Raw genomic sequence first — 26,753 nt, 5'->3', positions numbered from 1 at the left:
GGATTCCAGGATCAGGCGGAAACTTCGACGTCGCGGACTTCGGGCAGTGCGGAGTCCAGCGCGTCGACGTCTTCGGGGCGCATCAGCTTTTCCACGTCCAGCAGCATCACCATGCGCTCGACGTGGGTGGCCAGGCCTTTCAGGTAACGGGTATCGACGATGGCGCCCATGTCCGGCACCGGCTTGATAGCCGCCGGGTCGATGTCGACCACGTCGGATACCGAGTCCACCACGATGCCGAACAGGCGGTCGGCCACGGCCACCACGATCATCACCGTGGCGTCGCCGTAGGCCTCGCGCTCCAGCCCGAAGCGCAGGCGCAAGTCCATCACCGGCACGATGGCGCCGCGCAGGTTGAGCACGCCCAGCAGGTGCTCCGGCGCCTGGGGGATGCGCGTGACGCGCGTCCAGCCGCGGATCTCGCGCACCGACAGGATGTCGACGCCGTATTCCTCGCCGGCCAGGCTGAAGGTGAGTTGCTGCACGGCGGGCGCCGTGTCCGCAGTGTTTTCGTGCATGGATCGCCTACCTCGTGAGGATCGTTTCGGGACGGCCGGTTACGAGCGCTATCGGCCGGATCCGCGAACACTTGAATCAGAACGACAGTTCGCTCCACACGCCCAGTTCGTTGGTGGTGGCCAGGGGCACGCCCTGGCGCAGCACCGCGGTGTGCTTGCCCACCAGAGCCAGCCGCAGCCACTTCTGCGGACGCCATTCGACGCCGGCGTCGGCATAGCGGCTGCGTCGCGAGGGATCCTGCAGGCGGTTGGGCCAGGTGTAGTCGTAGCGCGCGAACACGCTCCACTGCGCCGTGAGCTGCCGGCTGGCCCAGGTCGAGACGTTGCGCACGCGCTCGCTGGGCACGGTATACAGGTTGGCCCAGTTGCTGCCGTAGCTGTAGCGCATGCCGAGGCGCCAGACCTTGTCCGCCCAGGCCGCCAGCAGGTCGAGGCGGCGCGCGGTGTGGCGCAGGGTGTGGGTGGCGTCGTCCTCGTCGCCCAGCTGACCGTCGTAGCCGCCCAGCGCGACCACCGCCTGCTTGACGGGATGCCACGCGGCATATGCCTCCACGTCGACGCGGTCGCCGGTGTGCGGCTCCTTGTAGCCGCCGCCGGTGACCACGGACACGGCCACGTCGAACGCCGGCGATAGCCGGCCGGCGAAGTGCACGCCCCAATCCGCGGCCGAGTCGATCTTGGCCATCGAGCTGCCGATGGCATCCACGTAGCGGTAGCCGTACCACTGGCTGGTCAGCGCCAGCATGGGCATGTCGCTCGCGCCTATGCGCAGGGTGGTGCCGGGGGCGAACTTGCGCTGCAGGTAGAGGTGCTTCACCCACACGTCGGTGGTGTGCACCTGCCCGCGCAGCCAGTTGACGTCGGTGGTGAGGTGTACCGACCAGGCCGGGTCGAACGCGTAGTCCGCGTCCAGGTACAGGCGCTTGAGGTCGCCATTCCACGCGCGGTTGCTGGTATCGGTCTTGTAGTTGTTCTGCTGCAGGCTGCTGATGTCGGCAAACACCTTGCCGCCGAAGGTGAAGTCGCCGGCATGGGCCGCGCCGGCGGCCAGGCCGAGCAGCAGCAGGCCGGCCATCGCGGATCGGGCGTACCGCGACCGGCCGCCCATGGAACGCAGGATCGTGCGCATTGGTCTGCTTCCTTGTGCGAGCCTGCTCAGAATTCCGTCCAGCCGCTGTCGGAAGGTGCGGCCGTGGCGCTGTAGGTGGGCTTGGCCTGGCGCGCCAGTTCGCGCGAGGGCGACCGCGAGGCCTTGCGCGCCACCGGCATCGGCTTGATCGCCTGCGTCTCCACCGCCGCCACGCCGCCGTCCAGCCGGAAGAACGCCGTCTGGTTGCGCAGCTCCGCCGCCTGCTCCTGCATCGCCTGTGCCGCCGCCGACGCCTGCTCCACCAACGCCGCGTTCTGCTGCGTCACCTCGTCCATCTGCATCACCGCACGGTTCACCTGGTCGATCCCCGTCGACTGCTCCGCGCTCGCCGCCGCGATCTCCGCCACGATGTCCGTCACCTTGCGCACGCTCTCCACGATCTCCGACAGCGCCGTCCCCGTCTGCTCCACCAGCACGCTGCCCGCCTCCACCCGATCCACGCTCTCGCCGATCAGCGCCTTGATCTCCTTCGCCGCCGACGCGCTGCGCTGCGACAGGCTGCGCACCTCGCTGGCCACCACCGCGAAGCCGCGGCCCTGTTCGCCCGCACGCGCCGCTTCCACCGCCGCGTTCAGCGACAGCAGGTTGGTCTGGAACGCGATCTCGTCGATCAGGCCCACGATGTCCGCGATCTTCCGGCTCGACGCCGTGATCTCGCCCATCGCCGACACCGCCTGCGCCGCCACCGTGCCGCCCTGCTCCGCCTGCGCGCGCGCGCCGCTCGCCAGCTGGTTCGCGTGGCTCGCGTTCTCCGCGTTCTGCTTCACCGTCGAGGTCATCTCTTCCATCGACGCTGCCGTCTCTTCCAGGCTCGACGCCTGCTCCTGCGTGCGCTGGCTGAGGTCGTCGTTGCCCCGCGCGATCTCCTGCGCCGCCCCGCTCACCACCTGCGAGCCCCTCTGCACCTGACCGATCACTTCCACCAGCTTCACGTGCAGCCGCTGCATCGCATGCATCATGCTGCCGGCCGGCAGATCGAGCTTCTCCGTGCCGTTCAGCGACAGGTCGCCATCGGCCATGCGCCCGGTCATCATCACCGCGAACGCGGGCTCGCCGCCGATGCTGCGCCGGATGCTGCTCATCGACAGCCACACCACGCCGATCACCAGCAGGGCGAGCAGGCCGGCCCAGGCCAGATGCACCATCAGGTCGTGGCGAAACTGCGCGTCGATGTCGTCGAAGTAGGCACCGGCGGCGAAATTGAGGTTCCACGGCTTGAACAACTGCGCGTAGGTGATCTTGTCCTTGGCGCCGCCCTTGGGCATTTTCTGCGAGTAGCGGATCAGGATGTGGCCATTCTTGACGTCGCCCTCCGACATCATGCGGTAGTGCGGCATGCCGTTGGCGTCGGTTTCGGCGCTGATGTCCTTGCCGGCCCAGTCCGGCCGCAGCGGGTGCATGCGCATCACCAGGTCGGTGCCGAACACGAAGACGTAGCCGGTGCCGTTGTCCCAGCGCATGTTGTGGATCTGCGCCAGCGCCTGCTTCTGCGCCGCATCTTCGCTGAACTCGCCCTTGGCGGCGCGATCGTGGAAACCCTGCGCTATCGATGCCGCGGTTTCGATCTGGTTCTGCAGCCGATGCTCCAGATCCGACATCTGCACGCTCCGGCTCTGCCACGCGCTCATCACGGTGAGCGCGATCAGGCCGACCAGCACCACCGCGATCACCACGCCGACGCGGGCGTTGAGGCTCATGTTGTTCAACGACCACTTCGTTGCTTTCATCGCGGACATCCGCCTGTATGAAGTGCGTGCCGGCCACGCGACGGCGACCAGCGAAGATGAAGCGGGAAACCCCGTTTCAGAATTCCGTCCAGCCGCCGTCGGAAGGTGCGGCCGTGACGCTGTAGGTGGGCTTGGCCGGACGTGCCAGTTCGCGCGAGAGCGACCGCGACGCCTTGCGCGCCACCGGCACCGGCTTGATCGCCTGCGTCTCCACTGCCGCCGTGCCGCCATCCAGCCGGAAGAACGCCGTCTGGTTGCGCAGCTCCGCCGCCTGCTCCTGCATCGCCTGCGCCGCCGCCGACGCCTGCTCCACCAGCGCCGCGTTCTGCTGCGTCACCTCGTCCATCTGCATCACCGCACGGTTCACCTGGTCGATCCCCGTCGACTGCTCCGCGCTCGCCGCCGCAATCTCCGCCACGATGTCCGTCACCTTGCGCACGCTCTCCACGATCTCCGACAGCGCCGTCCCCGTCTGCTCCACCAGCACGCTGCCCGCCTCCACCCGCTCCACGCTCTCGCCGATCAGCGCCTTGATCTCCTTCGCCGCCGACGCGCTGCGCTGCGACAGGCTGCGCACCTCGCTGGCCACCACCGCGAAGCCGCGGCCTTGCTCGCCCGCGCGCGCCGCCTCCACCGCCGCGTTCAGCGACAGCAGGTTGGTCTGGAACGCGATCTCGTCGATCAGCCCAACGATATCCGCGATCTTCCGGCTCGACGCCGTGATCTCGCCCATCGCCGACACCGCCTGCGCCGCCACCGTGCCGCCCTGCTCCGCCTGGGCCCGCGCCCCGCTCGCCAGCTGGTTCGCATGGCTCGCGTTCTCCGCGTTCTGCTTCACCGTCGAGGTCATCTCCTCCATCGACGCCGCCGTCTCTTCCAGGCTCGACGCCTGCTCCTGCGTGCGCTGGCTGAGGTCGTCGTTGCCCCGCGCGATCTCCTGCGCCGCTCCGCTCACCACCTGCGAGCCCCTTTGCACCTGACCGATCACTTCCACCAGCTTCACGTGCAGCCGCTGCATCGCATGCATCATGCTGCCGGCCGGCAGGTCGAGCTTCTCCGCGCCGTTCAGCGACAGGTCGCCGCCCGCCATGCGGTTCACCAGCGCCACCGACACCGACGGCTCTCCACCGATGCTGCGCCGGATGCTGCTCATCGACAGCCACACCAGCGCGGTCACCACCGCACCCAGCAGGCCGACCCACAGCAGGCTGGACATCAGCTCGCGATGGAACTGCGCGTCGACGTCGTCGAAGTAGGCGCCGGCGCCGAAATGCATGTTCCACGGCTTGTAGAACTCGGAATAGGTGACCTTGCCGACGATCTTCTTGGTGCCGGGCTTGGGCCACTCGTATTCGCTGATGCCGCTGCCGTTCTTCGCGTCGACGTCGTGCATCAGCTTGAACACCAGCCTGCCGTGCGGATCGGCCATGCCGCCGACGTTGCTGCCGATCTTGTCGAGCAGCACCGGATGCTCGGTGAGCGTGTAGTCGTCGCTGAACGCGAACACGTAGCCCGCACCGTTGTCCCAGCGCATGTTCTGGATCTGGGCCAGTGCGCGCTTCTGCGCCTCGGCCTGGCCGAACTCGCCCTTGGCGGCGCGCGCGTCGTAGGCCTTGGCGATCGAAAGGGCCGACTCGACCTCGCTTTTCAGCAGGCTTTCCAGCCCGTGCATCTGGTTGGCGCGGCCGTGCAACGCGTTCGTCACGGTGAGCGCGAGCAGCCCCGCGATCACCACCACGACCACCAGCACGGTTCGCGCATTGAGGCTCATGCGCTGGAACGACCATTTTTCAAACGACATCTCGCCCCCCTTCCGGATGCCGGCCGGGCCGCCCGCGTCAGGCGGCCTTGACGCGCCGCCCCAGCCGCACCACGCCGCCCACGTCCACGATCAGCGCTACCGAACCGTCGCTGACGATGGTGGCGCCGGATACGCCCTGCACCCGTTCGTAATGCTTTTCCAGCGACTTGATCACCGCCTGCTGCTGGCCCAGCAGCTCGTCGACCAGCAGGCCCACGCGCTGGCCTTCGTCCTCGACCACCACCACGATGCCGCGCTCGATCTCGGCGATCGCGTCGGCGCAACCGAAGGCGCGGTGCAGGCGGATGATCGGCAGGTATTCGCCGCGGAACTGGAACACCTCGCCGCCGCCGGCGATCCTGCGCACGACATCGGCCGTGAGACGCAGCGATTCGACGATGGAGATCAGCGGCACGATGTAGCGCTCCGCGCCCACCGCGGTGACCAGGCCGTCGATGATCGCCAGGGTCAGCGGCAACGCGATGGTGAACACGCTGCCCTTGCCCGTCACGCTCTTCACGCCCACGGTGCCGCCGAGGTCGCGCACGTTGCGGCGCACGACGTCCATGCCCACGCCGCGCCCGGAGAGGTCGGTGGCCACGGCGGCGGTGGAGAAGCCGGGCTGGAAGATCAGCTCGGCCACCTCGTCGTCGTTGAGCTGTTGGCCCGCGGCGACCAGGCCGCGCTCGACCGCCTTGGCCAGGATGCGCTCGCGGTTGAGCCCGGCGCCGTCGTCGCTGATCCGCACCACGATGTTGCCGCCTTCGTGGTGCGCGTCGAGCGTGAGCGTGCCGGTTTCCGGCTTGCCGGCGGCGCGGCGCTGCTCCGGCATTTCCAGGCCGTGGTCGATCGCGTTGCGCACCAGGTGCACCATCGGATCGCCGATCTTCTCCAGCACGGTCTTGTCCAGCTCGGTCTGCTCGCCCTGCAGCTCCAGCTTCACCTGCTTGCCGAGCTTGCGCTCGAGGTCGCGCACCAGGCGCGGGAAGCGGTTGAACACTGAGCCGATCGGCAGCATGCGTATGCGCATCACGCTTTCCTGCAGCTCGCGCGTGTTGCGTTCGAGTTGGGCCAGCCCCTCGCGCAGGCGCTCCAGCTGCGAAAGGTCGAAATTGGTGCCGATGTCGTTGAGCATGGACTGGGTGATGACCAGCTCGCCCATCATGTCGATCAGCGCATCGACCTTGTCGATGCCGACGCGGATCGAACCGCCTTCGCCATGGCCGGAAGCCGCCGCCTCGCGCGCGGCAGCCGCAGGCGCGGCGGGCGCCGCGACGGGGACGGCCGCAGCAACAGCCGGCGGCGCCGGCGCGGGAGCAGGCGCGGCAACCTCGGCCGCAGCAGCGGCCAGCGGCGCGATGGCCAGTTCGCAGTCGCCGTCCAGCCACTCGAACACGGCGTCGAGATTCGCGCGCGCCACCGCGCCGTGCAGGCGCAGCTCCCAGCCCAGGTAGCACTGGCTGGGATCGACCGCGGCGAACTCCGCGGGCGCGGCGTCGCTGACGAAGGCGCGCACCACTTCCAGCGTGCCGAGCTGCTGCAGTTCGCGGAACAGGCGCAGCGGCTCGTTGCCGGTCTGCAGCAGGTGCGGCATCGCCACAAAACGGATGTTCCAGCCGGCGACCGGCGCGGCTTTCGCCTTGGCCGCCGCGGGCGCCGCCGCGGCTTCGCCTTCCACCAGCTCCGCCAGTTCGGCGCGCAGCGACTCGCTGATGGCGTCGGCGGCGGGCTGGCCCTTCGCGGTGCGGTCGAGCATGGAGCGCAGGCAGTCGACCGAGCGCAGCAGCAGGTCGGTGAGGCCGGCGTCCACCGCGCGGCGCTCGCTGCGCACTTCCTCCAGCAGCGATTCGGCCACGTGGGTGAACGCGGCCACGTCGGCGAAACCGAACGTCGCCGCGCCGCCCTTGATGGAATGCGCCGCGCGGAAGATGGTGTGCACCAGCTCGTGGTCGGTCGAACCCGAGTCCAGCGCCAGCAGCGCGGCCTCCATCGCGTCGAGGCCTTCCAGGCTTTCCTCGAAGAAGGTCTTGTGGAACTGGGTCAGGTCGACCGTGGCCATGGATGCGTTTCCTCAGCCCAGCACGCGCTTGACGGTCGCCAGCAACTGCTCGGGATCGAACGGCTTGACCAGCCAGCCGGTGGCGCCGGCGGCCTTGCCTTCCATCTTCTTCTCGGTGTTCGACTCGGTGGTGAGCATCAGGATCGGCACGCCCTGGTACTCGGGCCTCGCGCGCAGCGCGCGCACCATGCTGATGCCGTCCATCACCGGCATGTTGACGTCGGCGAGCACCAGGTCGAACGCGCTGGCGCTGGCTGCGTCCAGCGCCAATTGGCCGTTTTCGGCCTCGGTCACTTCGTGGCCCGCGCCGCGCAGGGTGAAGGCCACCATGCCGCGCATCGAGGTCGAATCGTCTACCGCCAGAATCTTTGCCATGCTGCCACCTCAGTTAGGCCGGCCCGACGGCCGGCAGTTCCAGAATCCGTGCCAGGCCGAGCAGGCCGGCCGCGTCGTTCAAGGCGGCGCTGCTGCCGCGCCAGGCCAGCGTGCCGCCGCGCCCGTCCAGCGCGCGGCGCAACAGCACCAGCAATTGCAGCGCGGCCGTGTCCACGCGCTCCACCTGGCTGCCGTCGAGCTCGATGGCGCCGTGCTGCAGCGCCTGCGCCAGTTCGGCCTGCAAGGCCGCCTGCGCGGCGATGCGGCAATCCGCCGGCAACACCACGGTTGCCTTCTCGCCCGCCGCCTGTCCTTCGTCCTGCCTTGCTGCCCGCTTGCCGGCCATGCCGTCGCCCCTTTCGCGCCACCTGGCGCTGACTGCTGGCTTATCGGCCGGCACGCTAGCCCCTTTAGGCTCTAAAGTTTGTGCAGACGCCGCCGATGCCGTTTCCGATTAGCCGACTCAGGCCCATACCTTTTATGCGGGATCCGACTTGATCATCCAGCCGACCAGCCTTGCCGCCCTGACCTGGGCCGGCGCCGCCGCAGGCACTGCCGCGCCAAGCTGGCGCATCGGCACCGTGCTGTCCGCGCGGCCGCTGGGGGTGAGTCCGCAGGGGTTGCAGATACTGCAGATCGGCAGCCTGACGGTGGAAGCCGACGTGCTCAGCAGCCAGCTCCCCACGCAGTTCCAGGTGCGCGTGCTCAGCCTGGGCGCGCAGCCTCAATTGGAAATGCTCACGCCGCCGGCCGACGCCGCCCTGCAGCGCGCCATGCGCGAGAGCCTGCCCCAGCAGAACGGCTACGCGCCGCTGCTGGCCACGCTCGATGCGCTGGCGCAGCGCCCGATGCTGCGCCAGTTGCCGCCGGATCTGCGCACCGCGCTCGCTTCGCTGGAACAGGCGCTGCGCAGCCCGGCGGAAGTCACCCGCGGCGAAGGGCTGCGCGAAGCCATCGCCCACAGCGGGCTGTTCCTCGAAGCCACGCTCGCCCGTTCGCTGGGCCAGCCCCCGCCGGCACTGCAGGACGACTGGAAGGCCGCACTGCTGCGCCTTGCCGCCACGCTGGACAGCCGCGCGCCCGCATCACCGGCAACACCGGGGCAGAACGCCGGCGAAACCGCGCCCCCGCTGCTGCAACGCGGCCTGCAGGCGCAACCGCGCGCGCCCTTGCCCGAGCTGCCGATGGACGACGTGACGCCCTTGCTGGGCCGCCTGCAGGGCGAGGTGCATGCCGCACTGGCGCGGGTCGAGGTGGCGCAACTGGAGTCCGGCACCGGCCCGCTGCCGGCATGGATGATCGAAATCCCCATGCACGGCGAAGGCGGCAGCGACGTGCTGCAGGTGCAGCTCGAGTACACCGTCGACGACGGCGACGGCAGCCGTGGCTGGAACCTCGGCTTCGCGCTCGACCTGCCCACGCTGGGCGCGATCCAGGGCGAGCTGCAGTTGCGCGAACCGCGCCTGTCGGTGCGCCTGTGGGCCGCCCTGCCCGACACCGTGCACCTGCTGGAGCGCCAGTTCACCGCGCTGCGCCAGCGGCTCTCCGCCTGCGGCCTGTTGCTCGATCAGCTGACCTGCCAGCTCGGCCTGCCCGAACCGCCGAACCGCTACAGCGCCGTGCTGCTGCAGGCCACCGCATGAGCGCGCCGGACAATACGCCGACCGCACCGCCGCCGGTGCGCCGGGTCAGCCTGCGCATTTCCGGCGGCGGCACCGTCGGATCCCGGGCCAGCCTGCCGCCGGAATCGCTGGAGGCCCTGCGCGCGCGCGCGCAGGCGATGGGCCTGCCGCTGCACCCCGATCCGCAGATCGCCGCCCTGCTGGCCGGCCTGCGCCTGCGCGACGACGTGCCGGTGCTGCTCTACGCCGCCGCCGCCTCGGTGCTGGCCGCCGTGTACGACGCGGCGGCGGAGCAATAGCTCAGAGCCTGTTTACGTCGGCGTCCGCATGGCGAGAATCAGCTTCGCCTCATCACTGGACAGCCCGCAGCACGCCACCAGTTGTTCGACATCGGCGCCTTCGCGCGCCAGTTGCTTGGCCAGCTCCCACGAGCGATCGGGCAGCACGGGGCGCTCCACCTGGCCGAGCTTGCGCTCGACGCGGCCCAGCGCCGTCACCAGCATCGAGGTGGGCACGTCGGTGCTGGTGCCCGCCGCGTTCTGCCACAGCGCATCGACACGCCGCTGCAGGCGATGCGACTGCCGCCACAACAGCACCAGCAGCACGCTCTGGCCCGCCGCCACCAGCAGCAATGCGACCACGCCAAGTTCAAGCCACATCGTCGCCGCCTCCGTTCAGGCGGTACAGGCGGCGCGCATCCAGCAGCACCACAAAGCCGTCCCGCCATGGCAGCACGCCGCTGACCGGGTCGTCGTCGCGGCTGACCCTTCCGGGCGGCGGCGGCGCGATCTCCAGCCCATCGCCATCCAGCAGTTCGCCCACCGCGTCGACCTTGAGGCCCAACGACTGCCCCGCGTGCGACAGCATGATGATGCGAATCCCCAGCGGATCGGCTTCGGGTTGCGCCGGCAGGCCGAGCCGGCGGCGCCCGTCCATCACCGGCACGATGCGGCCGCGCAGGTGCCGCACGCCAAGCAGATCGGGAGCGGAACCCGGCACCGGGGTCAGCTCGTCGTCGCGGATCACCTCGCTGACGTCGGCCAGCCGCGCGGCATACAGCTGCGCGCCGATGCGGAAGGTCAGCCAGTGGCGATCGTCGTCCGAATGGTTCTGGATGGCGGGCGTGTTCATGGGGCGTCCTTGGCGTGCGGTTCGGCGCCGGGCGTGGCGGCGGCCGAAGTGGCCGACGCCGGCGTCACCGTGGCGGTGGGCAGCGTATGGGTGACGGAGGCCTCCGGCTGGCGCGCCGTGTCCGCAGGCACGGGCGAAGTGGATCGCAGCACCTGCACGGCAGGCAAGCCGGCGGCCGGCGCGGCGACCGAAGAAGCGACGGAGATGCCGGACTGGCGGTCGATCTGGCCGACGTCGCTTTGCGTGCGCTGCGGGGCCGAGCCTTCGCCCATCACCACCACCAGCACGCGGCGGTTCGCGTTGCGGCCGTCCGCGGTGCCGTTGTCGGCGACCGGATGCGTTTCGCCCCAGCCGACGATGCCCAGCCTGTCCTGCGCGATGCCGCCGTCCATGAACAGGCGCGCCACGCTGCCCGCGCGCGCCGCGGAAAGCTCCCAGTTCGAGGGGAACTGCGCGGTGCTGATCGGCACGTTGTCGGTGAAGCCTTCGATGCGCAGCGGATTGCTGAAGCCGGCCAGCACGACGGCCAGGTTGTGCAGCACGACCTGCGCCTTGTCGGACAGCTGCGCCACGCCGCTGGGAAACAGGATGTCGGTGCGGATCTCGATTTCCAGCCACTGCTGCTTGTTGCGCACCACCACCTGCTTGCTGTCGATCAACGGCTGCAGCGCCTTGCGCACCTCGGATTCGATGCGCTTGAGGTTGTCCTTCCCGGAGCCGGCGCCGACGTTGCGCCCGTTGCCGCCCTGCAGCGCCACCGGATGCGGCGGGATCGGCACGGCGACCACCGCCACCGCGCCCGCCTGTCCTTCCGGCGAGGCGATGGACGGATCGACGTTGTGCGGCTTCACCTTGGAGGGCGGCATCGGCGCGATGACATGGCTGGAACCGTTGAACGCCTCGATCATCGCCTCGGAAAGCACCCGGTACTTGCCCGCGTTGACCACCGAGACGGCGTACATCACCACGAAGAAGGCCAGCAGCAGGGTGATGAGGTCGGCGTAGGGGATCGCCCAGGCCTCGTGGTTCAGGTGCTCCTCGTGCTTGTGCTTGCGGCTCACGAAACGTAGCCCTGCAGGCGCGCCTCGATCTGGCGCGGGTTGTCGCCCTGCGCGATCGACACCAGCCCCTCGATCAGGATCTCGCGCATCTTGGTCTGCTTGTGCACCAGGCTTTTCAGCCGCGCCGCCATCGGCAGCATGAACAGGTTGGCCAGGCCCACGCCGTAGATGGTGGACACGAACGCCGCGGCGATGCCGTGGCCCAGCTTGCTGGGATCGGCCAGGTTCTGCATCACCGCCATCAGGCCCATCACGGCACCGAGGATGCCCATGGTGGGCGAGAAGACGCCGGCGCTTTCGAACACCTTGGCGCCGGCCAGGTCGATGGCCTCGCGGGTTTCCAGCTCCACCTCCATCACGCTGCGGATCGCCTCCGGCTCGCCGCCGTCGACCAGCAGCTGCAGGCCCTTGCTGACGAACGGGTCGGTCTCGGCCTCGATCTGCGCCTCCAGTCCCAGCAGGCCCTGCCGGCGCGAGATCTCGCTCCAGCCCACCACGCGACTGATGAGGTCGGCGGGGCGGTGGTTCGGCGGCCTGTAGATCATCGCCGCCATCTTCAGCGCATGCTTGAGCACGCCGCCCTGGTTCTGCAGCAGCAGCGCCGACACGGTGCCGAATATCACGATCACGAACGCGCCGTCGTTCCACAACGCATCGACGCTCGATCCCTTGAGGATGGTGCCGATGATGAGAACCAGAAAGCCCAGTACCGTGGCGATGATGCTGATCAGATCCATGAGCAGGCTCTCAACCGGTCTGCGCCAGCGGGGCGAAGGGTTTCGCGGCGCCGTCGGCCAGGCCGGCCAAATCCATCACCAACGCCAACCGGCCATCGCCGGTAACGGTGGCGCCGGCCACGCCGGGCACGCCGGCGAACAGGTGGCCCAGCGGCTTGACGATGACGTCCTCGCGGCCGAGCACTTCGTGCACGAGGCAGCCCAGCCGCTGGTGGCCGATGTGCAGCACGGCCACGTGGCGCACCGCCTCGGGTGCCGCGCCGGCCCAGGCGACCATGTCCACCAGCGGCAGCGCGCGCCCGCGGTGGCGCGCCACCAGGCGGCCGTCGAGCAGGCTGTCCTGGCCGGGATCGAGCTCGAAAACCTCTTCCACGTTGCCCAGCGGCAGCGCCTGCAGCCGGTTGCCCACGCGCACCATCAGCACGCGCACCACGGCCAGCGTGAGCGGCACGGCCAGTTCGAGTTCGCTGCCGTGGCCCAGGCGCGAATGCACCGCCAGCGTGCCGCCCAGCTCGGTGATGCGGGTCTTCACCACGTCCATGCCGACGCCGCGGCCGGAGATGTCCGACACGGTGGCAGCGGTGGAGAAGCCGGGGCGGAAGATCAGCTCGTAGCACTCGCTTTCGGACAGTCGCGCGGCCTGCGCCGCGTCGATCACGCCCTTTTCCACCGCCTTGCGCTTGAGGATCTCCGGATCCATGCCGCGGCCGTCGTCGGACACGGTGATGACGATGCGTTCGCCGCGCTGGCTGGCCGCCAGCACCACGCGACCCTTGCGCGGCTTGCCGGCGCGCTCGCGGTCGGCGGGCTGCTCCAGGCCGTGATCCAGCGCGTTGCGCAGCAGGTGGATCAGCGGATCGGCCAGCGCCTCGACCAGGCTGCGGTCGAGGTCGGTGCCTTCGCCTTCGAGCACCAGCTCCACCTCCTTGCCGAGCTGGCGGGCAAGGTCGCGCACGATGCGCGGGAAGCGCTGGAACAGGCGTCCCACCGGCTGCATGCGCATGCCCATCACCGCGCCCTGCAGTTCGTCGGTGATGCGATCCAGTTCGCCGGTCGCCGCGGCCAGCGCCTCGCTGCCGTGGCGCGCGGCGAGGCTGAGCAGGCGATTGCGCGCCAACACCAGTTCGCCGGCATGGTTGACCAGCAGATCCAGCCGCGCCGTGTCCACGCGCACCGTGGTTTCGGCGGCGGGCGGCGCGGCCTGGCGCGCGGCGGGAGCGGCCGGTGCCGCCGGTGCGGGCGCCGGCGCGGCCACGGGTGCGGGCGGCGGCGCGGCCGAACCGGGCTGGCCGCCCTTGCCGTGCAACGTGTCCAGCAGCGCCTCGAACTCGTCGTCGTCGATGGTGCCGGCGGGGGCCGGCGCGGGAGCCGCGACCGGCGGCAACGCGGCGGGCTCGATGGTGCCGGGCACCGCGGTGCCGTAGAGGCTGTCGAGCAGCGCCTCAAACTCGCTGTCGTCGATGGTGCTGTCTGCCCCGGCGGCCGGCGCAGGCGCGGACACTGGAGCCGGCGCAGGTGCCGGCGCAGCCGCCGCCACGCCACGCGGCAGCAGCGCCTTGAGCAGCTCGGCCGGCGGCGTCGCCAGCGGCGTGCCGGCGGCCAGCGCGGCCATCATCTCGACCAGCCGATCCAGCGTCTGCAGCAACGCATCCATGTAGCTGGCATCGAGCGTGAGGTTGCCGTTGCGGGCCTGGTTGAGCAGATCCTCGGCGTTGTGGCACAACTGCACCATCGGCTCCAGCGAGAGGAAGCCGGCACCGCCCTTGACGGTATGGAAGGCGCGGAACACGGCGTTCAGCAGTTCGCCGTCGCCCGGCGCCGCTTCCAACCCCACCAGTTGCTCGCCCAGGCGCTCGACGAGTTCGCCCGCTTCGACGAGGAAGTCCTGGCGCAGCTCGTTGTCGAAATCAGCGTTCACTGCGCCCGCGCCCTCAGAAACCGAATTCGCTGAGCAGCCGGTCGGCGTCCTCCTGGCTGTGGATCTTGTCCACGTCGGCGGGCACCTCGGCGCCCGCCAGCGCGCCGGTGAGACGCACCAGCTCCAGCAACGAGGTTTCGACCGTGCCGATGAAGGCGGATACCTTCTTGATGCGCTGGCCGGAGAGATCCTGCCAGGACTGCGCCACCACCATGTCGGCGAGGCCGGTGCGGCAGGTTTCGGCGAAGCCGCCCGCGTCGCGCGCCAGCCCGGCGGCGAGTTCGTCGCCGTCGGCGCGCTTGAGCACGTCGCCGGCGTGCTGGGCCAGCGCTTCGGCCTGCGGCCGCAGGCGCTCGGCGAAGTCGATGCTGCGATTGGCGGCGTTCGCGCTCATCTCCAGCACGTCCTGCAGGTGCTGGCGCGCGTCGGCCACGATGCCGGGTACGCCCTCCTGCGCCAGCTCGCCGCCGAGGCGGCGCACGGCGTCGTGCAGCTCGCGGGCCAGCTGGCCCAGCGCGCGGAACAGGTGCTGCTCGCGCTGGCGCACCATGGTGTCCAGCGCGTGCTCGAAGGCGGGGCCCTCCGGGCTGTTCAGCAGGTCGCGCAGTTCGGACGGCAGGTTCTCGTCGCCAGCCAGGGGGATCAGGGTGCTCATGCGTTGGCTCCGCTGGCGGCGATCCGCTCGAAGATCTTGGTGAGCTTCTCCTGCAAGGTGGCCGCGGTGAAAGGTTTGACCACGTAGCCGTTCACGCCCGCCTGCGCGGCGGCGATGATCTGGTCGCGGTTGTTCTCGGCCGTCACCATCAGCACGGGCATGCCTTTGAGCGAGGGCTCGGCGCGGATCGCGCGCAGCAGGTCGATGCCGGTCATGTTCGGCATGTTCCAGTCGGTGACCACCAGGTCGAACGGCTGGGCGCGCAACATGGCAAGCGCGTTGTTGCCGTCGTCGGCCTCCTGGATCAGGGTGTTGGTGAAGCCGAGCTCCACCAGCAGGTTCCTGACGATGCGCCGCATGGTGGAGAAATCGTCCACCACCAGGATTTTCATGTTCTTGTCCAAACGACTGCTCCACGTAACGAGGGTCTGCGGGGGATGCGGGTTCGCGGCTCAGGTGCGCCAGCCGGAGAGCTTGCCGCGCAACCGGATCACGGCCTGGCCGTGGATCTGGCACACGCGCGACTCGCTGACGCCGAGCACGGCGCCGATTTCCTTGAGATTGAGCTCCTGCTCGTAGTACAGCGACATCACCAGTTGCTCGCGTTCGGGCAGTTCGACGATGGCCTCGACCAGCGCTTCGCGCATGCCGCTGTGCTCGATGCCCTCGTCCGGCGACAGGCTGTTCTCGTCGGCCACGTCGTACACGCTGGGCTCTTCGCTGTCGTCGGAGGAGGTGAGGCTGAGCAGGCGCGAGGAAAGCGCGTCCGAGAGCACCTGGTGGTACTCCTCCGCGCTGATGCCGAGCCGCCGGATGACTTCGGCGTCGTCCGCCTCGGCGCCGGTCTCGGCCTCGATCTGGCGGATCGTCTCGGCCACCTCGCGGGTCTTGCGGTGCACCGAGCGCGGCGTCCAGTCGGCGCGGCGCAGCTCGTCCAGCATCGCGCCACGGATGCGGATGCCCGCGAACGTCTCGAAGCTGGCCCCCTTGTCGTTGGCAAAATGGCGCGCTGCCTCAAGCAAACCGATCATCCCCGCCTGGATCAGGTCGCCCACATCGACGCTGGCCGGCAGCCGCCCCATCAGGTGGTAGGCGATCCGCCGAACCAACGGCGCGTGCCGACGTACCAGTTCGTCGGCACTTCCGCGGGAGAATTGTAGATATTCCGAAGTCGCGCTCATCCCGGGGTTCCCCCGGCCGGAACCGCCCGGCCACCGAAGAAGGAGATGCGATCGAGACCCGCGCGACCGGGCTCGACCCACTTATCGACCGACTCGGCCAGTTTCTTGAATGCCCTGGCCGACGGACTCGACGGCCACAGTTCTACCACGGCTGCCTGGCGGCGGATCGCCTGGCGCAGCCTTTCGTCGTGTGGTATCCAGCCGCAGAATTCGATGACCAGGTCGAGGAAGCGGTCGCTGACCCGCGCCAGCTTCTGGTGCAGCAGGCGCGCGTCGGCCTCGTTGCGCACCATGTTGGCCACCATGCGCAGGCGGCGCACGCCGAAATCGCGGCTGAGCACCTTGGCCAGCCCGTAGGCATCGGTGAGCGAGGCCGGCTCGTCGCACACCACCAGCACCACGTCGTCCACGGCGGCAGCGAACATCGTCACGCTGTCGGACAGGCCGGCCGCGGTGTCCACCAGCAGGAACTCCGGCGGACGCGCCAGCTCGTCGAAGGCGCGGATGATCGCCGCCAGCTGATTGCTGTCCAGTTGCGCCAGCCGGCGCGCGCCGGAGCCGGCCGGCACCACCTGCAGGCCGCAGGCCGCGGGCATCACCAGCGATTCCAGCGAGCATTCGCCGTCCAGCATGTGGCCGATGTGGCGGGTGGGGGACAGGCCGAGCATCACGTCCACGTTCGCCAGGCCGGTGTCGGCGTCCAGCAGCATCACCTCGCGGCCGGCGCCGGCCAGCGCCGCGCCGAGGTTCACCGCCAGCGTGCTCTTGCCCACCCCGCCCTTGCCGCCGGTGACCGCGATGGTCTTGCAATGCCGCCGCGACGACGGCACCGCCGTGAGCAGGCCGTCGGCCTGGTGGCCGGCGGCGGGCATCTGGGCTGGCGTGGGCGGCACCACCATGGCGGCCAGCAACTGCGTCAACCCGGAAGCCTGATTCATCGCAAACACTCCACTCATGCCTCTGCCACAGCCAGGCCGAAGCGCTCGGCCATCATGTCGTCGTCGGGATTCGCGCTCGCCTTGACGGCGCGGGCGGCGCGGCACACCAGTTCGCGTGCGTCGGCGGTGGCAATATCCTCCGGTACGCGTTGACCGTCGGTGACGTAATCCAGCGGCAGGCGGTGGCGGATCAGCACCGACAGCGCGCCGCCCAGCCGCGGCGCCTCGTCCAGCTTGGTGAGGATACAGGCGTGCGGGTTCAGTTCGCGGTAGGCGCCCATCGCCTCTTCCAGCGAATGGCTCTGCGCATTGGCGGCCAGCACCAGGCAGGAGCGCAGCTCGCCGGCGCCGGCGAGGATCTCCAGCTGCTGCGACAGCCGCGGGTCGCTGCCGGCCATGCCGGCGGTGTCGATCAGCACGGTATGGCGGCCGGCCAGCATCTCCAGCACCTTGCCGAGGCTGCGCGCGTCGTAGGCCGGGTACACCTGCACGCCGAGCAGGCGGCCATAGTGTTCCAGCTGCGCGGCGGCGCCGATGCGGTAGTGGTCGGTGCTGACCAGCGCCACCTTGGCGGCGCCATGGCGCATCACCGCCCGCGCGGCGAGCTTCGCGATGGTCGTGGTCTTGCCCACGCCGGTGGGGCCGACCAGGGCGGTGACGCTGCGCTCGTCGCCGCACAGGTCGCGGCCGCTCACCGCCAGGCTGCGGCTGAGGATGCCCAGCGGCAGGTAGCGCGCCTGATCGGCGTTGATCTGTTCCGGCAGCTCGTTCACCAGGGTGCGCGCCACGTCGGGCTCGATGCCCAGCCGGGTCATCTCGCGCAGGATGCGCGCGCGCAGCGGCTGGCGCCGCTCCATGTCGTTCCAGGCGAGGCTGGACAGCTGCACCTCCAGCATCGCGCGCAGTTCGTTGAAGTCGCTGCGCAACTGCGCGGTGTCGCGGGCGGCGCGTTCCATCAGCGGATGCGTCGTTGCCGGCTGCACTGTGGCCACCGGCGCGGCGACCGGCGGCACCGGCGCGCGCGGACGGCTCGGCGCGGCAGGTGCCGGCGCGGCTTTCGCCACCGGCTGCGGCTGCGGCTGTTGTTGCGACTGCGGTGCGGCCACCGCTTCGACCGGCCCACCGTGCCTGGCCGCCTCGCGCACCAGCGCCTCGTCGTAGTCGATGGCGGCGATCACCTCGATGCCGTCGTCCATGCGCCGGGTGGACAGGATCACCGCGTCCGGCCCCTGCTCCTCGCGCACTTCGCGCATTGCCTGGCGCATGTCTGGCGCCACGAAACGTTTGATCTTCATAGCTTGCTCCGCAAGCGGGATCGGAGATCGGGGCCTGGGGATCCGAAAGAGCCGGCGGCGCGACGAGCTTGCGGCGCCCCGGCTTTTGACGAATCCACCATCCCGAATCCCGAACCCCGGTTCTTACCGCCCCAACGCCTGTACCAAGCGCACCCGACGGTTGTCGGGCACCTCGTTGTAGGCCAGCACGTGCAGGTTTTGTGCCACATGGCGGGTGAAGCGCGCGAGCCACGGCCGCAGCTGCGGCGCGACCAGCAGCACGGCCGGCTCGCCGCTCATTTCCTGCTTGCGCGCGGCGTCGGCCACGCTCTGCTGCAGGCGGTCGGCGAGGCCCGGTTCGACCGCCGCGCCGGCCATGCCGCCCGCGCCGGACATCGAGCCGAGCAGGATCTGCTCCAGCTCCGGCGCCAGCGTGATGACCGGGATCTCGGTGCCCAGGCCGGCGATCTCCTGCACGATCTGCCGGCCCAGCGCCACGCGCACGGCAGCGGTGAGCATGCCGGGATCCTGACTCTGCCCGGCATGCTCCGCCAAGGATTCGACAATGCTCCGCATGTTGCGGATCGGCACGCGCTCGGCCAGCAGGTTCTGCAGCACCTTCACCACCACGCCCAGCGACAGGCGCTTGGGCACCAGATCCTCCACCAGCTTGGGCGCGCTCTGCGCGAGGCGATCCAGCAGTTGCTGCACGTCCTGGTGGCTGAGCAGTTCGTGTGCGTGGCCCTGCAGGATGTGCGAGAGATGCGTGGCGATCACCGTGGCCGGATCGACCACGGTGTAGCCGTAGCTTTGCGCCAGCTCGCGCTGGCCCAGCTCGATCCACACCGCCTCCAGGCCGAAGGCCGGATCCTGCGTGGCGATGCCGGCCAGCGTGCCGTGCACCTGGCCCGGGTTGATCGCCAGCAGGCGCTCGGTATGCACCTCGGCCTCGCCCATCGGCACGCCCATCAGCATGATGCGGTAGGCGTTGGGGCCGAGGTCGAGGTTGTCGCGGATGTGCACCGCGGGAATCAGGAAGCCCAGCTCCTGCGACAGCTTGCGGCGCACCGACTTGATCCGCCCCATCAGCTCGCCGCCCTGATGCGCGTCCACCAGCGGGATCAGCCGGTAGCCCACTTCCAGCCCCAGCGGATCGACCGTGGCGACGTCCTCCCAGCCCAGCTCCACGCGCTCGGCGGGCGCCGCGGCGACCGGCGCCTCGGCGGGGCCGGCGGCGAGTTGCTCACGCGTTTCGTGTTGGCGCTTGAACAGCAGCCAGGCTGCGCCGGCGCACACGCCGCCCAGCAGCAGGAAGGCGAGGTTGGGCATGCCGGGCACCAGGCCCATGGCGATCAGCACCGCCGCCGCCACCGCCAGCGCGCGCGGCTGACCAAACACCTGGCGGGCCAGTTGCCGGCCCATGTCCTGCGCCTTGGAGACGCGGGTGACGATGATCGCGGTGGCCACCGACAGCATCAGCGCCGGCACCTGCGCCACCAGGCCGTCGCCAATGGTCAGCAGGGTGTAGGTCTGCGCCGCCTCGCTGGCGGACAGGCCGTGCTGCATCACGCCCACGAAGAAGCCGCCCACGATGTTGATGAGCAGGATCAGGATGCCGGCGGTGGCGTCGCCGCGCACGAACTTGGAGGCGCCGTCCATCGAGCCGTAGAAGTCCGCTTCCTCGCGCACTTCCTGGCGGCGCTCGCGCGCCTGCTCCTGGGTGAGCAGGCCGGCGTTGAGGTCGGCGTCGATCGCCATCTGCTTGCCGGGCATGGCATCCAGGGTGAAGCGGGCGGTCACCTCGGACACGCGGGTGGCGCCCTTGGTGACCACCACGAAGTTGATGATGGTGATGATGGCGAACACCACCAGGCCCACCGCGAAGTTGCCGCCGATCACGAACTCGCCGAACGCCTCGATCACCTTGCCCGCGGCGCCGGCGCCGTCGTGGCCGTGCAGCAGCACCACGCGGGTGGAGGCGATGTTGAGCGCCAGGCGCAGCAGGGTGGCCATCAGCACCACGGTGGGGAATGCGGCGAACTCCAGCGGCCGCATCACGTAGACCACCGCCAGCAGGATCACCAGCGACAGCGCGATGTTGAAGCTGAACAGGATGTCGAGCAGGAACGGCGGCAGCGGCAACATCATCATCGCCAGCATCACCAGCATCATCACCGGCGCGCCGGCGCCCCGTCGCGCCAGCTGCTTGAAACTGCCCAGTACCTGCGTGCCCGTCATGGTTTTGACTCGTGCTGCGTGTTGAAGGATGGCAGGCTGTTTTGGCAGCCCGTCAGCGATATGGCCCCATCAGGTCGGGATCGACCTCGGGGTTCGGCGCGGCCGGCGGCGCTTCGCCATGCGCCGCAGCCTGCTTCAGCTGGTAGACGTAGACGAGCACCTGAGCCACCGCCACGTAGAGCGCAGCGGGGATCTCCTGGCCCAGCTTGGTGGAGGCATACAAGGCTCGTGCCAGCGGCGGCGCCTCGACCAGCGGGATGCGGTGGCTGCCCGCCACCAGGCGGATCTGCTGGGCCAGCATGTCCGCGCCCTTGGCGATCACCCGCGGCGCGCCCATGCGGCCGTCGTCGTAGCGCAGCGCCACCGCGAAGTGGGTGGGGTTGACCACCACCACGTCGGCCTTGGGCAGTTCCTCCATCATGCGGCGGCGCGCCTGCGCCATCTGCACCTGGCGGATGCGGCCCTTGATCTCGGGGCTGCCCTCGCTCTCCTTCATCTCGTCCTTGATCTCCTGCCGGCTCATGCGCAGGTTCTTGTTGTAGTCGTACTTCTGGTACACCGCGTCGATGCCGCCGAGCAGCGCCAGGATGCCGCCGAACCACAGCGCGGCCTGCCCCATCAGGCTCATCGCCTCCACGATGCCGTCCACCGCGGAGCCGCGCCCGGTGGCCTGGATGCCGGCCTGCCAATGGCGCATCAGCAGCGCCAGCACCGCGCCGATGAACACCACCTTCAGCAGCGCCTTGCCCAGCTCCACCAGGCCGCGTATCGCGAAGATGCGGCCCAGGCCCGCGACCGGATCCAGGCGGCTGAACTTCGGCTCCAGCGCCTGCGTGCTGAAGTTGAGACCGCCCAGCAGCAGCGGCGCGGCCAGTGCGGCCAGCACGGTGGCCAACGCCACCGGCGCGAACAGCGCCAGCGCCTCGCTCACCGCCACATGCAGCGTGCGCCCCGGCAACGTGTCGGAAAACAGCGCCTCGCGCGAATAGCCCAGGCCCAGCAGGAAGATGTTCCGCGCGTGCCCGAACGAGGCCCGCCCGCCGGCCATCAGCGCCGCCACGCCGGCCAGCACCACCGCCGCGCCGGAGAGGTCGCGCGATCGCGGAACCTCGCCTTTCTCGCGCGATTCCTTCAGCCGTTTTTCTGTCGGCTGTTCGGTTTTTTCCTGGTCGCTGTCGTCGGCCACGGTTCGGCCCTAACCGCCCAGCAACTGGCGCATCAGGTTCCAGGCGGCGTCCTGCAAGGTCGCGAACGCGCCGGGCAGGCTGCGCAGGGAGAGCCACAGCGCGATGAAGCCCAGCGACACGGTGATCGGGAAACCCACCGCGAACAGGTTCATCGACGGCGCCGCGCGGCTGATCGCCGCAAAGCCGATGTTCACCAGCAGCAGCGAGGTCATCGCCGGCAGGGCCACGCGCACCGCGCCGCCGAACAACTGCACGCCGAAGGCCATCACCGCATGCAGGCCGTTGGCGTCGATGGCGGCCTCGCCCGGCGACGCATGGCGGAAGCCGTCGGCCAGCAGCGCGATCAACTGCAGGTGGCCGTCCATCGCCAGGAACAGCAGGGTCACCAGCGCCAGGTAGAACTGGCCCAGCACGTTGGCGTTGCCGCCGGCCTGCGGATCGACCACCTCGGCAAAACCCAGGCTCATGCCCTGCCCCACCAGGCCGCCGCCGAACTGCACCGCGTCGAACACCAGCTGCAGCACGAAGCCCACCGCCGCGCCCGCCACGAACTGGCCGGCCAGGTTCGCCATGCCGGCCGCGCCGAGCACGTCCGTCACGTCCGGCGCCAGCGGCACCAGCACGAAGGTCAGCAGCAACACCACGCACGCGCGCACGCGCATCGGCACCACCGAGGCGCCGAACACCGGCGCGACCAGGCAAACCCCGCCCACGCGCGCCAGCGCCCACAGGAACCGATCCATCCACGGCATCAGCATGGCCACGTCCAGCACGGTCACCGCATCATCCCCGGCAGCCCCTGGATCAATTCCGCCGTGTAGTGCACCAGCAGGCGCAGCATCCACGGCCCCGCGATCAAGGCCACCAGCGCCATCGCGATCAGCTTGGGGATGAAGCTCAGCGTCATCTCGTTGATCTGCGTGGCCGCCTGGATCACGCCGATCAGCAGGCCCACCACCAGCGCCGTGAGCAGCAGCGGCGCGGCCACCAGCATCGCCACGTAGAGCGCGTGCTGGCCGATTTCCATGATGGATTCGGGGGTCATGGGGACACACCCTCGGCTCGGCTCGCCGATACAGCGACAAAAAGCTTTCGTCCTCCTTCGGAGGGCGAGTCACTTTTCTCTGCGTGGCCAGAGAAAAGTGACCAAAAGAGAGGCCACCCCGGTGGCGTGCCCTCCAGGCATCCTGCCTTCTGGGTGCGCGGGTGGGCTACGGGGTTTTTCGACGGGACTCCTGTCCCGGCGAAAAACTGGCCCTCATCCCTGCGGGCCATCCTGCGGACTTTCCTCTGCCCACCCGCCACACCATAGGGGCCCCGGAAAAGCAGCGCGCTCCCAGCGCGCAGAAGCAAGAGCAAGAGCAAGGGCCGCGAGCTTGCGGCGCTCTGGCTTCTGGCGCGCACGATGCGCACCTGCTCCTCCGGGGCCCCTGGGCGGCGGTGAGGCGGGGACGACAAGGCCGCGCAGCGGGCGAGCCCAAGGACGGGCTCGCCTTTTCGCGCGGGCAGGAGCCCGCTCGAAAAGCCCGGCCCCGGCTCACGAACTTGCCGGGCACGAAGCCCGGCAAGCGCCAATCGGGGTGTCGTTTTCTCTTGGCTACTTCTCTTTTGGACAAGCAAAAGAGAAGTAGCTCGGCTGCCGACAGGCAGACGAAACCGCTTTGAAACTTCCGGAAGCACGGAAGCAAAAGCCCCTCTCTCCCGCCCCTCTCCCGCAAGCGGGAGAGGGGAAACGAAGGGCATCGCGAGCACCCGCCCCTCACCCCGGCCCTCTCCCCGCATGGGAGAGGGCGTGAACAGCAGCGCGGCGCTCATGTGTAGAAGCTCCCGGCCAGGGTTCCCAGCAGCAGCGTCCACCCGTCCACCAGCACGAACAGCATGATCTTGAACGGCAGCGAGATCAGCGAAGGCGACACCATCATCATGCCCATCGACATCAGCACGCTCGCCACCACCAGGTCGATGATGAGGAACGGGATGAACAGCAGGAAGCCCATCTGGAACGCGGTCTTGAGTTCCGAGGTGATGAAGGCCGGCATCGCCACCTTGAACGGCACGTCGGCCTTGCTGGCGTAGGGCTGCTCGCCGGCCAGCTTGGTGAACAGCTGCAGATCCGCCTCGCGGGTCTGGTCGAGCATGAAGCGCTTGAACGGCGCGCTGGCCGCCGGCAGCGCCTGCTCGGCGCTCAGCTGGCCGTCCATGTACGGCTTCACGCCGTCGGCGTAGGCGCGGTTGAGCACCGGCGACATCACGAACAGGGTGAGGAACAGCGCCAGCCCCAGCAGCACCTGGTTCGGCGGCGTGGACTGCGTGCCCAACGCCTGCCGCAGGAAGCCCAGCACGATGATGATGCGGGTGAACGAGGTCATCATCAGGAAGATCGCCGGCAGCATGGTCAGCGCGGTGAGCAGCGCCAGCATCTGCAGCGACAGCGTCCAGTTCTTCGCGCCGTCCGGCGCGTTGCGCACGGTCAGCACGGGGATGCCCGCGCCGCCGATGCCGGACGGGCTGGCCGGCATCGACAGCGCCGGCGCGTTGCCTGCCGGCGCGGCGTTGCGCGCCGACTGCGGCGCGGCCAGCGCGAGCGCCGGCAACAGCAGCAGGACGAGCGCCAGCCATCGGCGCACGGCGGCAAGACGGCGGCTCACGACTTGCCTCTCCAGCGCGACAGCAGCTGGGCGAGATCGGGCACGGCCGGCAGGGCGACCGGGTCGTCCTCCACCGGCGCGCTGCCTTCGTAGACGTGCAGGGTGCGCATGCCGCCCGGCCCCACGCCCACCAGCAAACGCTTGCCGTCGGCCTCGATCAGCAGCACGCGGTCGCGCGCGCCCACCGCCATCGCCTCCACGCAGCGGATGCGCCGCCCGCCGGGCCGGCTGCGCGCCTGCATGCGCCGGCTCAGCCAGCCCGCCGCGAAGATCAGCGCCACCACCGCGGCAAGGCTGAGCAGCACGCGCAGCAATTCGCCGCCCACGTCGATGTCCGCCGCCGGCACGGCGGCCGGCGCCAACGCGAGCGCCCTGCGAATCAGGCATGACTCGCCGCACCGGCGGCCTGCCCTGCGTGCCATCGGCTGCGCCGATGTCCACACCGTCATCCAGCCTGCGCGATCCGTATCCCGAATCATAGCTGTCGTCACCGCAGCTTGCGCACGCGCTCGGCCGGGCTGATCACGTCGGTCAGGCGGATGCCGAACTTCTCGTTGATCACCACCACCTCGCCGTGCGCGACCAGGGTGCCGTTGACGAACACGTCCAGCGGCTCGCCGGCGGCGCGATCCAGCTCCACCACCGAGCCCTGGTTGAGCTGCAGCAGGTTGCGGATGCTGATGCGGGTGCGGCCGACCTCCATCGCCAGGGTCACCGGCACGTCCAGGATCATGTCGAGATTGACTTCGTGAGCGCCGCCCGCGGCGCTACCGCGCAGCGAATCGAACTCGACGCGTTCGTCGGCGGCGCCGGCCATCGCTTCAGTGGGCTGGTTCATGCGTTTTCTTCCGGGTTGAACTGGTCGCCGGCGGTGCGCATCTCGCGCCGCCCGACCGGGGCTTGGAAACGGACGGCGTTGCGGCCGTTGGCCTGGCCGTAGCGGCCGCGGAACAGCGGCACGTCCTCGGCATAGACGGTGGACAGCTCGGGCAGCTGGATCGGCAGGACGTCGCCGGTGCGCAACTGCAGGAAGTCGCCCAGCGTGATCTCGATGTCGAGCAGCTGCGAGCTCAGCGGCACTTCGGCGTCCAGCACTTCCTCGCGCAGCAGCTCGGCCCAGCGGTCGTCGCGATCCACGCGGTCGCTCTGCACGCCGGCGTCGAGCAGGGTGCGGATGGGCTCCACCATCGCGTAGGGCATGGTGAGGTGGATCTCGCCGCCGCCGCCGTCGAGCTCGATGTGGAAGCGCGACACCACCACCGTCTCGGTGGGGCTGACGATGTTGGCGAACTGCGGGTTGATCTCCGAGCTCTGGTACTCGAAGCCGAGCCCCAGCACCGGCGCCCACGCCTCCGCCATCGCGGTGAAGAACTCGGCCAGCAGGATCTGGATCACGCGGTTCTCGGTGGCGGTGAAGTCGCGCCCCTCGATGCGTGCATGGAAGCGGCCGTCGCCGCCGAAGAAGTTGTCGATCACGGTGAACACCAGGCGCGGCTCGAACACCACCAAGGCAGTGCCGCGCAGCGGCTTGATCTTCACCATGTTCAAATTGGTGGGCACCACCAGGCTGTGCACGTACTCGGCGAACTTCACCATCTTCACGCCCAGCACCGAGACCTCGCAGGTCTTGCGCAGCACGCTGAACACGCCGGTGCGGAAGTAGCGCGCGAAGCGGTCGTTGACCATCTCCAGCGTGGGCAGGCGGCCGCGCACGATGCGATCCTGCTGGGTGAAGTCGTAGGACAGCACCGTGCCGGGCGGCAGCGGCTGGTCGCTGCCGGTTTCCACCGCGCCATCGGTCACGCCGTCGAGCAGTGCGTCGATCTCGTCCTGGGAAAGCAGGTCGCTCATGCGCGCGGTGCCTCCGTCACTGCATCACGAAGCTGGTGAAGTACAACGCGTCGATGCCGGGCTTGCCGGTGTGCTCGTTGACGATCCTGCGCACGGTTTCCAGCGCCTGATCCTGCAGTTTGCGGCGCCCGGGTGCAGTGACGATCACCGAGTATTCCTGGTTGCTGAACAGCGACACCAGGGCGTCGCGGATTTCCGGGCCGGCGCTCTTCGCCGCGTCGATCGCCTTGGGGTCGCGCGACATCAGCGTCACGCCCACCTGCAGGTAGCGCAGCGATTCGCCGTCCTTGAAGTTCACCACGAAGGGCGGATCCAGCGGCAGGTAGAGGTCGACCTTGGCCAATTCCGCCTGCGTCTGGCCTTCCGAATGCGCCGCCTTCTGCGTCTTCCAGAAATAGCCGCCGCCAGCCAGCGCCAGCACGACTACCGCGCCGATCATCATCATCGGCTTGCGCGACTTCTTCGCCGGTGCCGCCGCCTTTTCCTCGTCTGCCATGGAAACCTCGATCCGCCGTGTTGAGTGAAGTGTTCAATGCAATCCATGTGCCAAAGAAAATCCCGGAAATCGGGATGCGGCTTTCCGCGCCGCCTGGCCTTGCCGCGCGATATGGGAAACTGCGTCCTGGCCCCGGACTTCTCCCGGCGGCGCTTTCTTGACGCACGCCGGACGTACGCCGCGTCG

28 protein-coding genes are annotated in these 26,753 nt (G+C 69.4%); 2 read left to right on the top strand and 26 right to left on the bottom strand.

Going from position 1 to position 26,753, the window contains the following annotated elements:
• Positions 1-11: 11 nt before the first annotated feature.
• From ACZ5Z2_RS02805 to ACZ5Z2_RS02775, 7 genes are all read right to left on the bottom strand, one after another.
• Positions 12-518, bottom strand: a complete 507-nt coding sequence (locus ACZ5Z2_RS02805; RefSeq protein WP_464760458.1) for a chemotaxis protein CheW — start codon at positions 516-518, stop codon at positions 12-14.
• 76 nt (positions 519-594) lie between these two features.
• Positions 595-1,647 carry a hypothetical protein gene (locus ACZ5Z2_RS02800; RefSeq protein WP_464760457.1) on the bottom strand — a complete coding sequence of 351 codons (1,053 nt, stop codon included), beginning with the start codon at positions 1,645-1,647 and terminating at the stop codon, positions 595-597.
• Positions 1,648-1,673: 26 nt separating this feature from the next.
• Positions 1,674-3,404: a methyl-accepting chemotaxis protein gene (locus ACZ5Z2_RS02795; RefSeq protein WP_464760456.1), complete on the bottom strand. Its 1,731-nt coding sequence runs from the start codon at positions 3,402-3,404 to the stop codon at positions 1,674-1,676.
• Between the two features lie 67 nt (positions 3,405-3,471).
• The gene (locus ACZ5Z2_RS02790; protein ID WP_464760455.1) at positions 3,472-5,196 is read right to left on the bottom strand and encodes a methyl-accepting chemotaxis protein; all 1,725 of its coding nucleotides are present in this window, start codon (positions 5,194-5,196) and stop codon (positions 3,472-3,474) included.
• A gap of 37 nt (positions 5,197-5,233) precedes the next feature.
• Complete coding sequence (locus ACZ5Z2_RS02785; protein ID WP_464760454.1) at positions 5,234-7,255, bottom strand: chemotaxis protein CheA; 2,022 nt, start codon at positions 7,253-7,255, stop codon at positions 5,234-5,236.
• A gap of 12 nt (positions 7,256-7,267) precedes the next feature.
• Positions 7,268-7,630, bottom strand: coding sequence for a response regulator (locus ACZ5Z2_RS02780; protein WP_464760453.1), 363 nt, complete (start codon positions 7,628-7,630; stop codon positions 7,268-7,270).
• 13 nt (positions 7,631-7,643) lie between these two features.
• Positions 7,644-7,976: an STAS domain-containing protein gene (locus ACZ5Z2_RS02775; RefSeq protein ID WP_464760452.1), complete on the bottom strand. Its 333-nt coding sequence runs from the start codon at positions 7,974-7,976 to the stop codon at positions 7,644-7,646.
• A gap of 148 nt (positions 7,977-8,124) precedes the next feature.
• On the opposite strand from ACZ5Z2_RS02775, the gene fliK reads away from it, so the two are divergent.
• Together fliK and ACZ5Z2_RS02765 are read left to right on the top strand one after the other, a co-directional pair.
• Entirely contained in the window at positions 8,125-9,273 is a 1,149-nt protein-coding gene (gene fliK / locus ACZ5Z2_RS02770) for a flagellar hook-length control protein FliK (RefSeq protein ID WP_464760451.1), read from the top strand.
• Entirely contained in the window at positions 9,270-9,551 is a 282-nt protein-coding gene (locus ACZ5Z2_RS02765) for a flagellar biosynthesis protein (protein WP_464760450.1), read from the top strand. Before fliK ends, ACZ5Z2_RS02765 begins: the two co-directional genes overlap by 4 nt.
• A 12-nt stretch (positions 9,552-9,563) precedes the next feature.
• On the opposite strand, the gene ACZ5Z2_RS02760 is transcribed toward ACZ5Z2_RS02765, so the two are convergent.
• From ACZ5Z2_RS02760 to ACZ5Z2_RS02670, 19 genes are all read right to left on the bottom strand, one after another.
• Complete coding sequence (locus tag ACZ5Z2_RS02760; protein WP_464760449.1) at positions 9,564-9,911, bottom strand: DUF2802 domain-containing protein; 348 nt, start codon at positions 9,909-9,911, stop codon at positions 9,564-9,566.
• Entirely contained in the window at positions 9,901-10,383 is a 483-nt protein-coding gene (locus ACZ5Z2_RS02755) for a chemotaxis protein CheW (protein WP_464760448.1), read from the bottom strand. The genes ACZ5Z2_RS02760 and ACZ5Z2_RS02755 overlap by 11 nt, the downstream gene beginning before the upstream one ends.
• Positions 10,380-11,444 carry a flagellar motor protein MotD gene (gene motD / locus ACZ5Z2_RS02750; RefSeq protein WP_464760447.1) on the bottom strand — a complete coding sequence of 355 codons (1,065 nt, stop codon included), beginning with the start codon at positions 11,442-11,444 and terminating at the stop codon, positions 10,380-10,382. Before motD ends, ACZ5Z2_RS02755 begins: the two co-directional genes overlap by 4 nt.
• Positions 11,441-12,181: a flagellar motor protein gene (locus tag ACZ5Z2_RS02745; RefSeq protein WP_464760446.1), complete on the bottom strand. Its 741-nt coding sequence runs from the start codon at positions 12,179-12,181 to the stop codon at positions 11,441-11,443. The genes motD and ACZ5Z2_RS02745 overlap by 4 nt, the downstream gene beginning before the upstream one ends.
• 10 nt (positions 12,182-12,191) lie before the next feature.
• On the bottom strand, positions 12,192-14,099 hold the full coding sequence (locus ACZ5Z2_RS02740; RefSeq protein WP_464760445.1) for a chemotaxis protein CheA: 1,908 nt from the start codon (positions 14,097-14,099) through the stop codon (positions 12,192-12,194).
• Positions 14,100-14,112: 13 nt separating this feature from the next.
• Positions 14,113-14,754 carry a protein phosphatase CheZ gene (locus ACZ5Z2_RS02735; RefSeq protein WP_464760444.1) on the bottom strand — a complete coding sequence of 214 codons (642 nt, stop codon included), beginning with the start codon at positions 14,752-14,754 and terminating at the stop codon, positions 14,113-14,115.
• Positions 14,751-15,158: a chemotaxis response regulator CheY gene (gene cheY, locus ACZ5Z2_RS02730; RefSeq protein ID WP_464760443.1), complete on the bottom strand. Its 408-nt coding sequence runs from the start codon at positions 15,156-15,158 to the stop codon at positions 14,751-14,753. The genes ACZ5Z2_RS02735 and cheY overlap by 4 nt, the downstream gene beginning before the upstream one ends.
• A gap of 48 nt (positions 15,159-15,206) precedes the next feature.
• On the bottom strand, positions 15,207-15,935 hold the full coding sequence (locus tag ACZ5Z2_RS02725; protein ID WP_464760442.1) for an RNA polymerase sigma factor FliA: 729 nt from the start codon (positions 15,933-15,935) through the stop codon (positions 15,207-15,209).
• Positions 15,932-16,873 (bottom strand): nucleotide-binding protein, encoded by a 942-nt coding sequence (locus tag ACZ5Z2_RS02720; protein WP_464760441.1) that lies wholly within the window; start codon positions 16,871-16,873, stop codon positions 15,932-15,934. The genes ACZ5Z2_RS02725 and ACZ5Z2_RS02720 overlap by 4 nt, the downstream gene beginning before the upstream one ends.
• Positions 16,874-16,887: 14 nt before the next feature.
• Positions 16,888-18,168: a flagellar biosynthesis protein FlhF gene (gene flhF, locus ACZ5Z2_RS02715; RefSeq protein ID WP_464760440.1), complete on the bottom strand. Its 1,281-nt coding sequence runs from the start codon at positions 18,166-18,168 to the stop codon at positions 16,888-16,890.
• 123 nt (positions 18,169-18,291) lie between these two features.
• The gene (flhA, locus tag ACZ5Z2_RS02710) at positions 18,292-20,385 is read right to left on the bottom strand and encodes a flagellar biosynthesis protein FlhA (RefSeq protein ID WP_464760439.1); all 2,094 of its coding nucleotides are present in this window, start codon (positions 20,383-20,385) and stop codon (positions 18,292-18,294) included.
• A 52-nt stretch (positions 20,386-20,437) separates the two neighbouring features.
• Positions 20,438-21,571 carry a flagellar biosynthesis protein FlhB gene (gene flhB / locus ACZ5Z2_RS02705; protein WP_464760438.1) on the bottom strand — a complete coding sequence of 378 codons (1,134 nt, stop codon included), beginning with the start codon at positions 21,569-21,571 and terminating at the stop codon, positions 20,438-20,440.
• Positions 21,572-21,580: 9 nt separating this feature from the next.
• Positions 21,581-22,351 (bottom strand): flagellar biosynthetic protein FliR, encoded by a 771-nt coding sequence (fliR, locus tag ACZ5Z2_RS02700; RefSeq protein WP_464760437.1) that lies wholly within the window; start codon positions 22,349-22,351, stop codon positions 21,581-21,583.
• The gene (fliQ, locus tag ACZ5Z2_RS02695; RefSeq protein WP_464760436.1) at positions 22,348-22,617 is read right to left on the bottom strand and encodes a flagellar biosynthesis protein FliQ; all 270 of its coding nucleotides are present in this window, start codon (positions 22,615-22,617) and stop codon (positions 22,348-22,350) included. The genes fliR and fliQ overlap by 4 nt, the downstream gene beginning before the upstream one ends.
• 766 nt (positions 22,618-23,383) lie before the next feature.
• Positions 23,384-24,220, bottom strand: coding sequence for a flagellar type III secretion system pore protein FliP (gene fliP, locus ACZ5Z2_RS02690; RefSeq protein WP_464760435.1), 837 nt, complete (start codon positions 24,218-24,220; stop codon positions 23,384-23,386).
• Positions 24,217-24,582 carry a flagellar biosynthetic protein FliO gene (fliO, locus tag ACZ5Z2_RS02685; RefSeq protein ID WP_464760434.1) on the bottom strand — a complete coding sequence of 122 codons (366 nt, stop codon included), beginning with the start codon at positions 24,580-24,582 and terminating at the stop codon, positions 24,217-24,219. Before fliO ends, fliP begins: the two co-directional genes overlap by 4 nt.
• A 125-nt stretch (positions 24,583-24,707) precedes the next feature.
• The gene (fliN, locus tag ACZ5Z2_RS02680; protein WP_464760433.1) at positions 24,708-25,058 is read right to left on the bottom strand and encodes a flagellar motor switch protein FliN; all 351 of its coding nucleotides are present in this window, start codon (positions 25,056-25,058) and stop codon (positions 24,708-24,710) included.
• Positions 25,055-26,071, bottom strand: coding sequence for a flagellar motor switch protein FliM (gene fliM, locus ACZ5Z2_RS02675; protein WP_464760432.1), 1,017 nt, complete (start codon positions 26,069-26,071; stop codon positions 25,055-25,057). Before fliM ends, fliN begins: the two co-directional genes overlap by 4 nt.
• 16 nt (positions 26,072-26,087) lie before the next feature.
• Positions 26,088-26,567 carry a flagellar basal body-associated FliL family protein gene (locus ACZ5Z2_RS02670; RefSeq protein WP_464760431.1) on the bottom strand — a complete coding sequence of 160 codons (480 nt, stop codon included), beginning with the start codon at positions 26,565-26,567 and terminating at the stop codon, positions 26,088-26,090.
• Between the last annotated feature and the right edge of the window lie 186 nt (positions 26,568-26,753).

The organism is Rhodanobacter sp. G1, from assembly GCF_055397855.1.
The sequence above is the reverse complement of the archived record's forward strand: the minus strand, read 5'-3'. Positions and strand labels throughout refer to the sequence as shown.

Excerpts from the sequence above, each read along its gene's own strand:
- ACZ5Z2_RS02805 (WP_464760458.1), bottom strand. The coding sequence starts at position 518 with ATGCACGAAAACACTGCGGACACGGCGCCCGCCGTGCAGCAACTCACC.
- ACZ5Z2_RS02800 (WP_464760457.1), bottom strand. The coding sequence starts at position 1,647 with ATGCGCACGATCCTGCGTTCCATGGGCGGCCGGTCGCGGTACGCCCGA.
- ACZ5Z2_RS02795 (WP_464760456.1), bottom strand. The coding sequence starts at position 3,404 with ATGTCCGCGATGAAAGCAACGAAGTGGTCGTTGAACAACATGAGCCTC.
- ACZ5Z2_RS02790 (WP_464760455.1), bottom strand. The coding sequence starts at position 5,196 with ATGTCGTTTGAAAAATGGTCGTTCCAGCGCATGAGCCTCAATGCGCGA.
- ACZ5Z2_RS02785 (WP_464760454.1), bottom strand. The coding sequence starts at position 7,255 with ATGGCCACGGTCGACCTGACCCAGTTCCACAAGACCTTCTTCGAGGAA.
- ACZ5Z2_RS02780 (WP_464760453.1), bottom strand. The coding sequence starts at position 7,630 with ATGGCAAAGATTCTGGCGGTAGACGATTCGACCTCGATGCGCGGCATG.
- ACZ5Z2_RS02775 (WP_464760452.1), bottom strand. The coding sequence starts at position 7,976 with ATGGCCGGCAAGCGGGCAGCAAGGCAGGACGAAGGACAGGCGGCGGGC.
- ACZ5Z2_RS02765 (WP_464760450.1), top strand. The coding sequence starts at position 9,270 with ATGAGCGCGCCGGACAATACGCCGACCGCACCGCCGCCGGTGCGCCGG.
- ACZ5Z2_RS02760 (WP_464760449.1), bottom strand. The coding sequence starts at position 9,911 with ATGTGGCTTGAACTTGGCGTGGTCGCATTGCTGCTGGTGGCGGCGGGC.
- ACZ5Z2_RS02755 (WP_464760448.1), bottom strand. The coding sequence starts at position 10,383 with ATGAACACGCCCGCCATCCAGAACCATTCGGACGACGATCGCCACTGG.
- ACZ5Z2_RS02745 (WP_464760446.1), bottom strand. The coding sequence starts at position 12,181 with ATGGATCTGATCAGCATCATCGCCACGGTACTGGGCTTTCTGGTTCTC.
- ACZ5Z2_RS02735 (WP_464760444.1), bottom strand. The coding sequence starts at position 14,754 with ATGAGCACCCTGATCCCCCTGGCTGGCGACGAGAACCTGCCGTCCGAA.
- ACZ5Z2_RS02725 (WP_464760442.1), bottom strand. The coding sequence starts at position 15,935 with ATGAGCGCGACTTCGGAATATCTACAATTCTCCCGCGGAAGTGCCGAC.
- ACZ5Z2_RS02720 (WP_464760441.1), bottom strand. The coding sequence starts at position 16,873 with ATGAATCAGGCTTCCGGGTTGACGCAGTTGCTGGCCGCCATGGTGGTG.
- flhF (WP_464760440.1), bottom strand. The coding sequence starts at position 18,168 with ATGAAGATCAAACGTTTCGTGGCGCCAGACATGCGCCAGGCAATGCGC.
- flhA (WP_464760439.1), bottom strand. The coding sequence starts at position 20,385 with ATGACGGGCACGCAGGTACTGGGCAGTTTCAAGCAGCTGGCGCGACGG.
- fliQ (WP_464760436.1), bottom strand. The coding sequence starts at position 22,617 with ATGACCCCCGAATCCATCATGGAAATCGGCCAGCACGCGCTCTACGTG.
- fliN (WP_464760433.1), bottom strand. The coding sequence starts at position 25,058 with ATGAACCAGCCCACTGAAGCGATGGCCGGCGCCGCCGACGAACGCGTC.
- fliM (WP_464760432.1), bottom strand. The coding sequence starts at position 26,071 with ATGAGCGACCTGCTTTCCCAGGACGAGATCGACGCACTGCTCGACGGC.
- ACZ5Z2_RS02670 (WP_464760431.1), bottom strand. The coding sequence starts at position 26,567 with ATGGCAGACGAGGAAAAGGCGGCGGCACCGGCGAAGAAGTCGCGCAAG.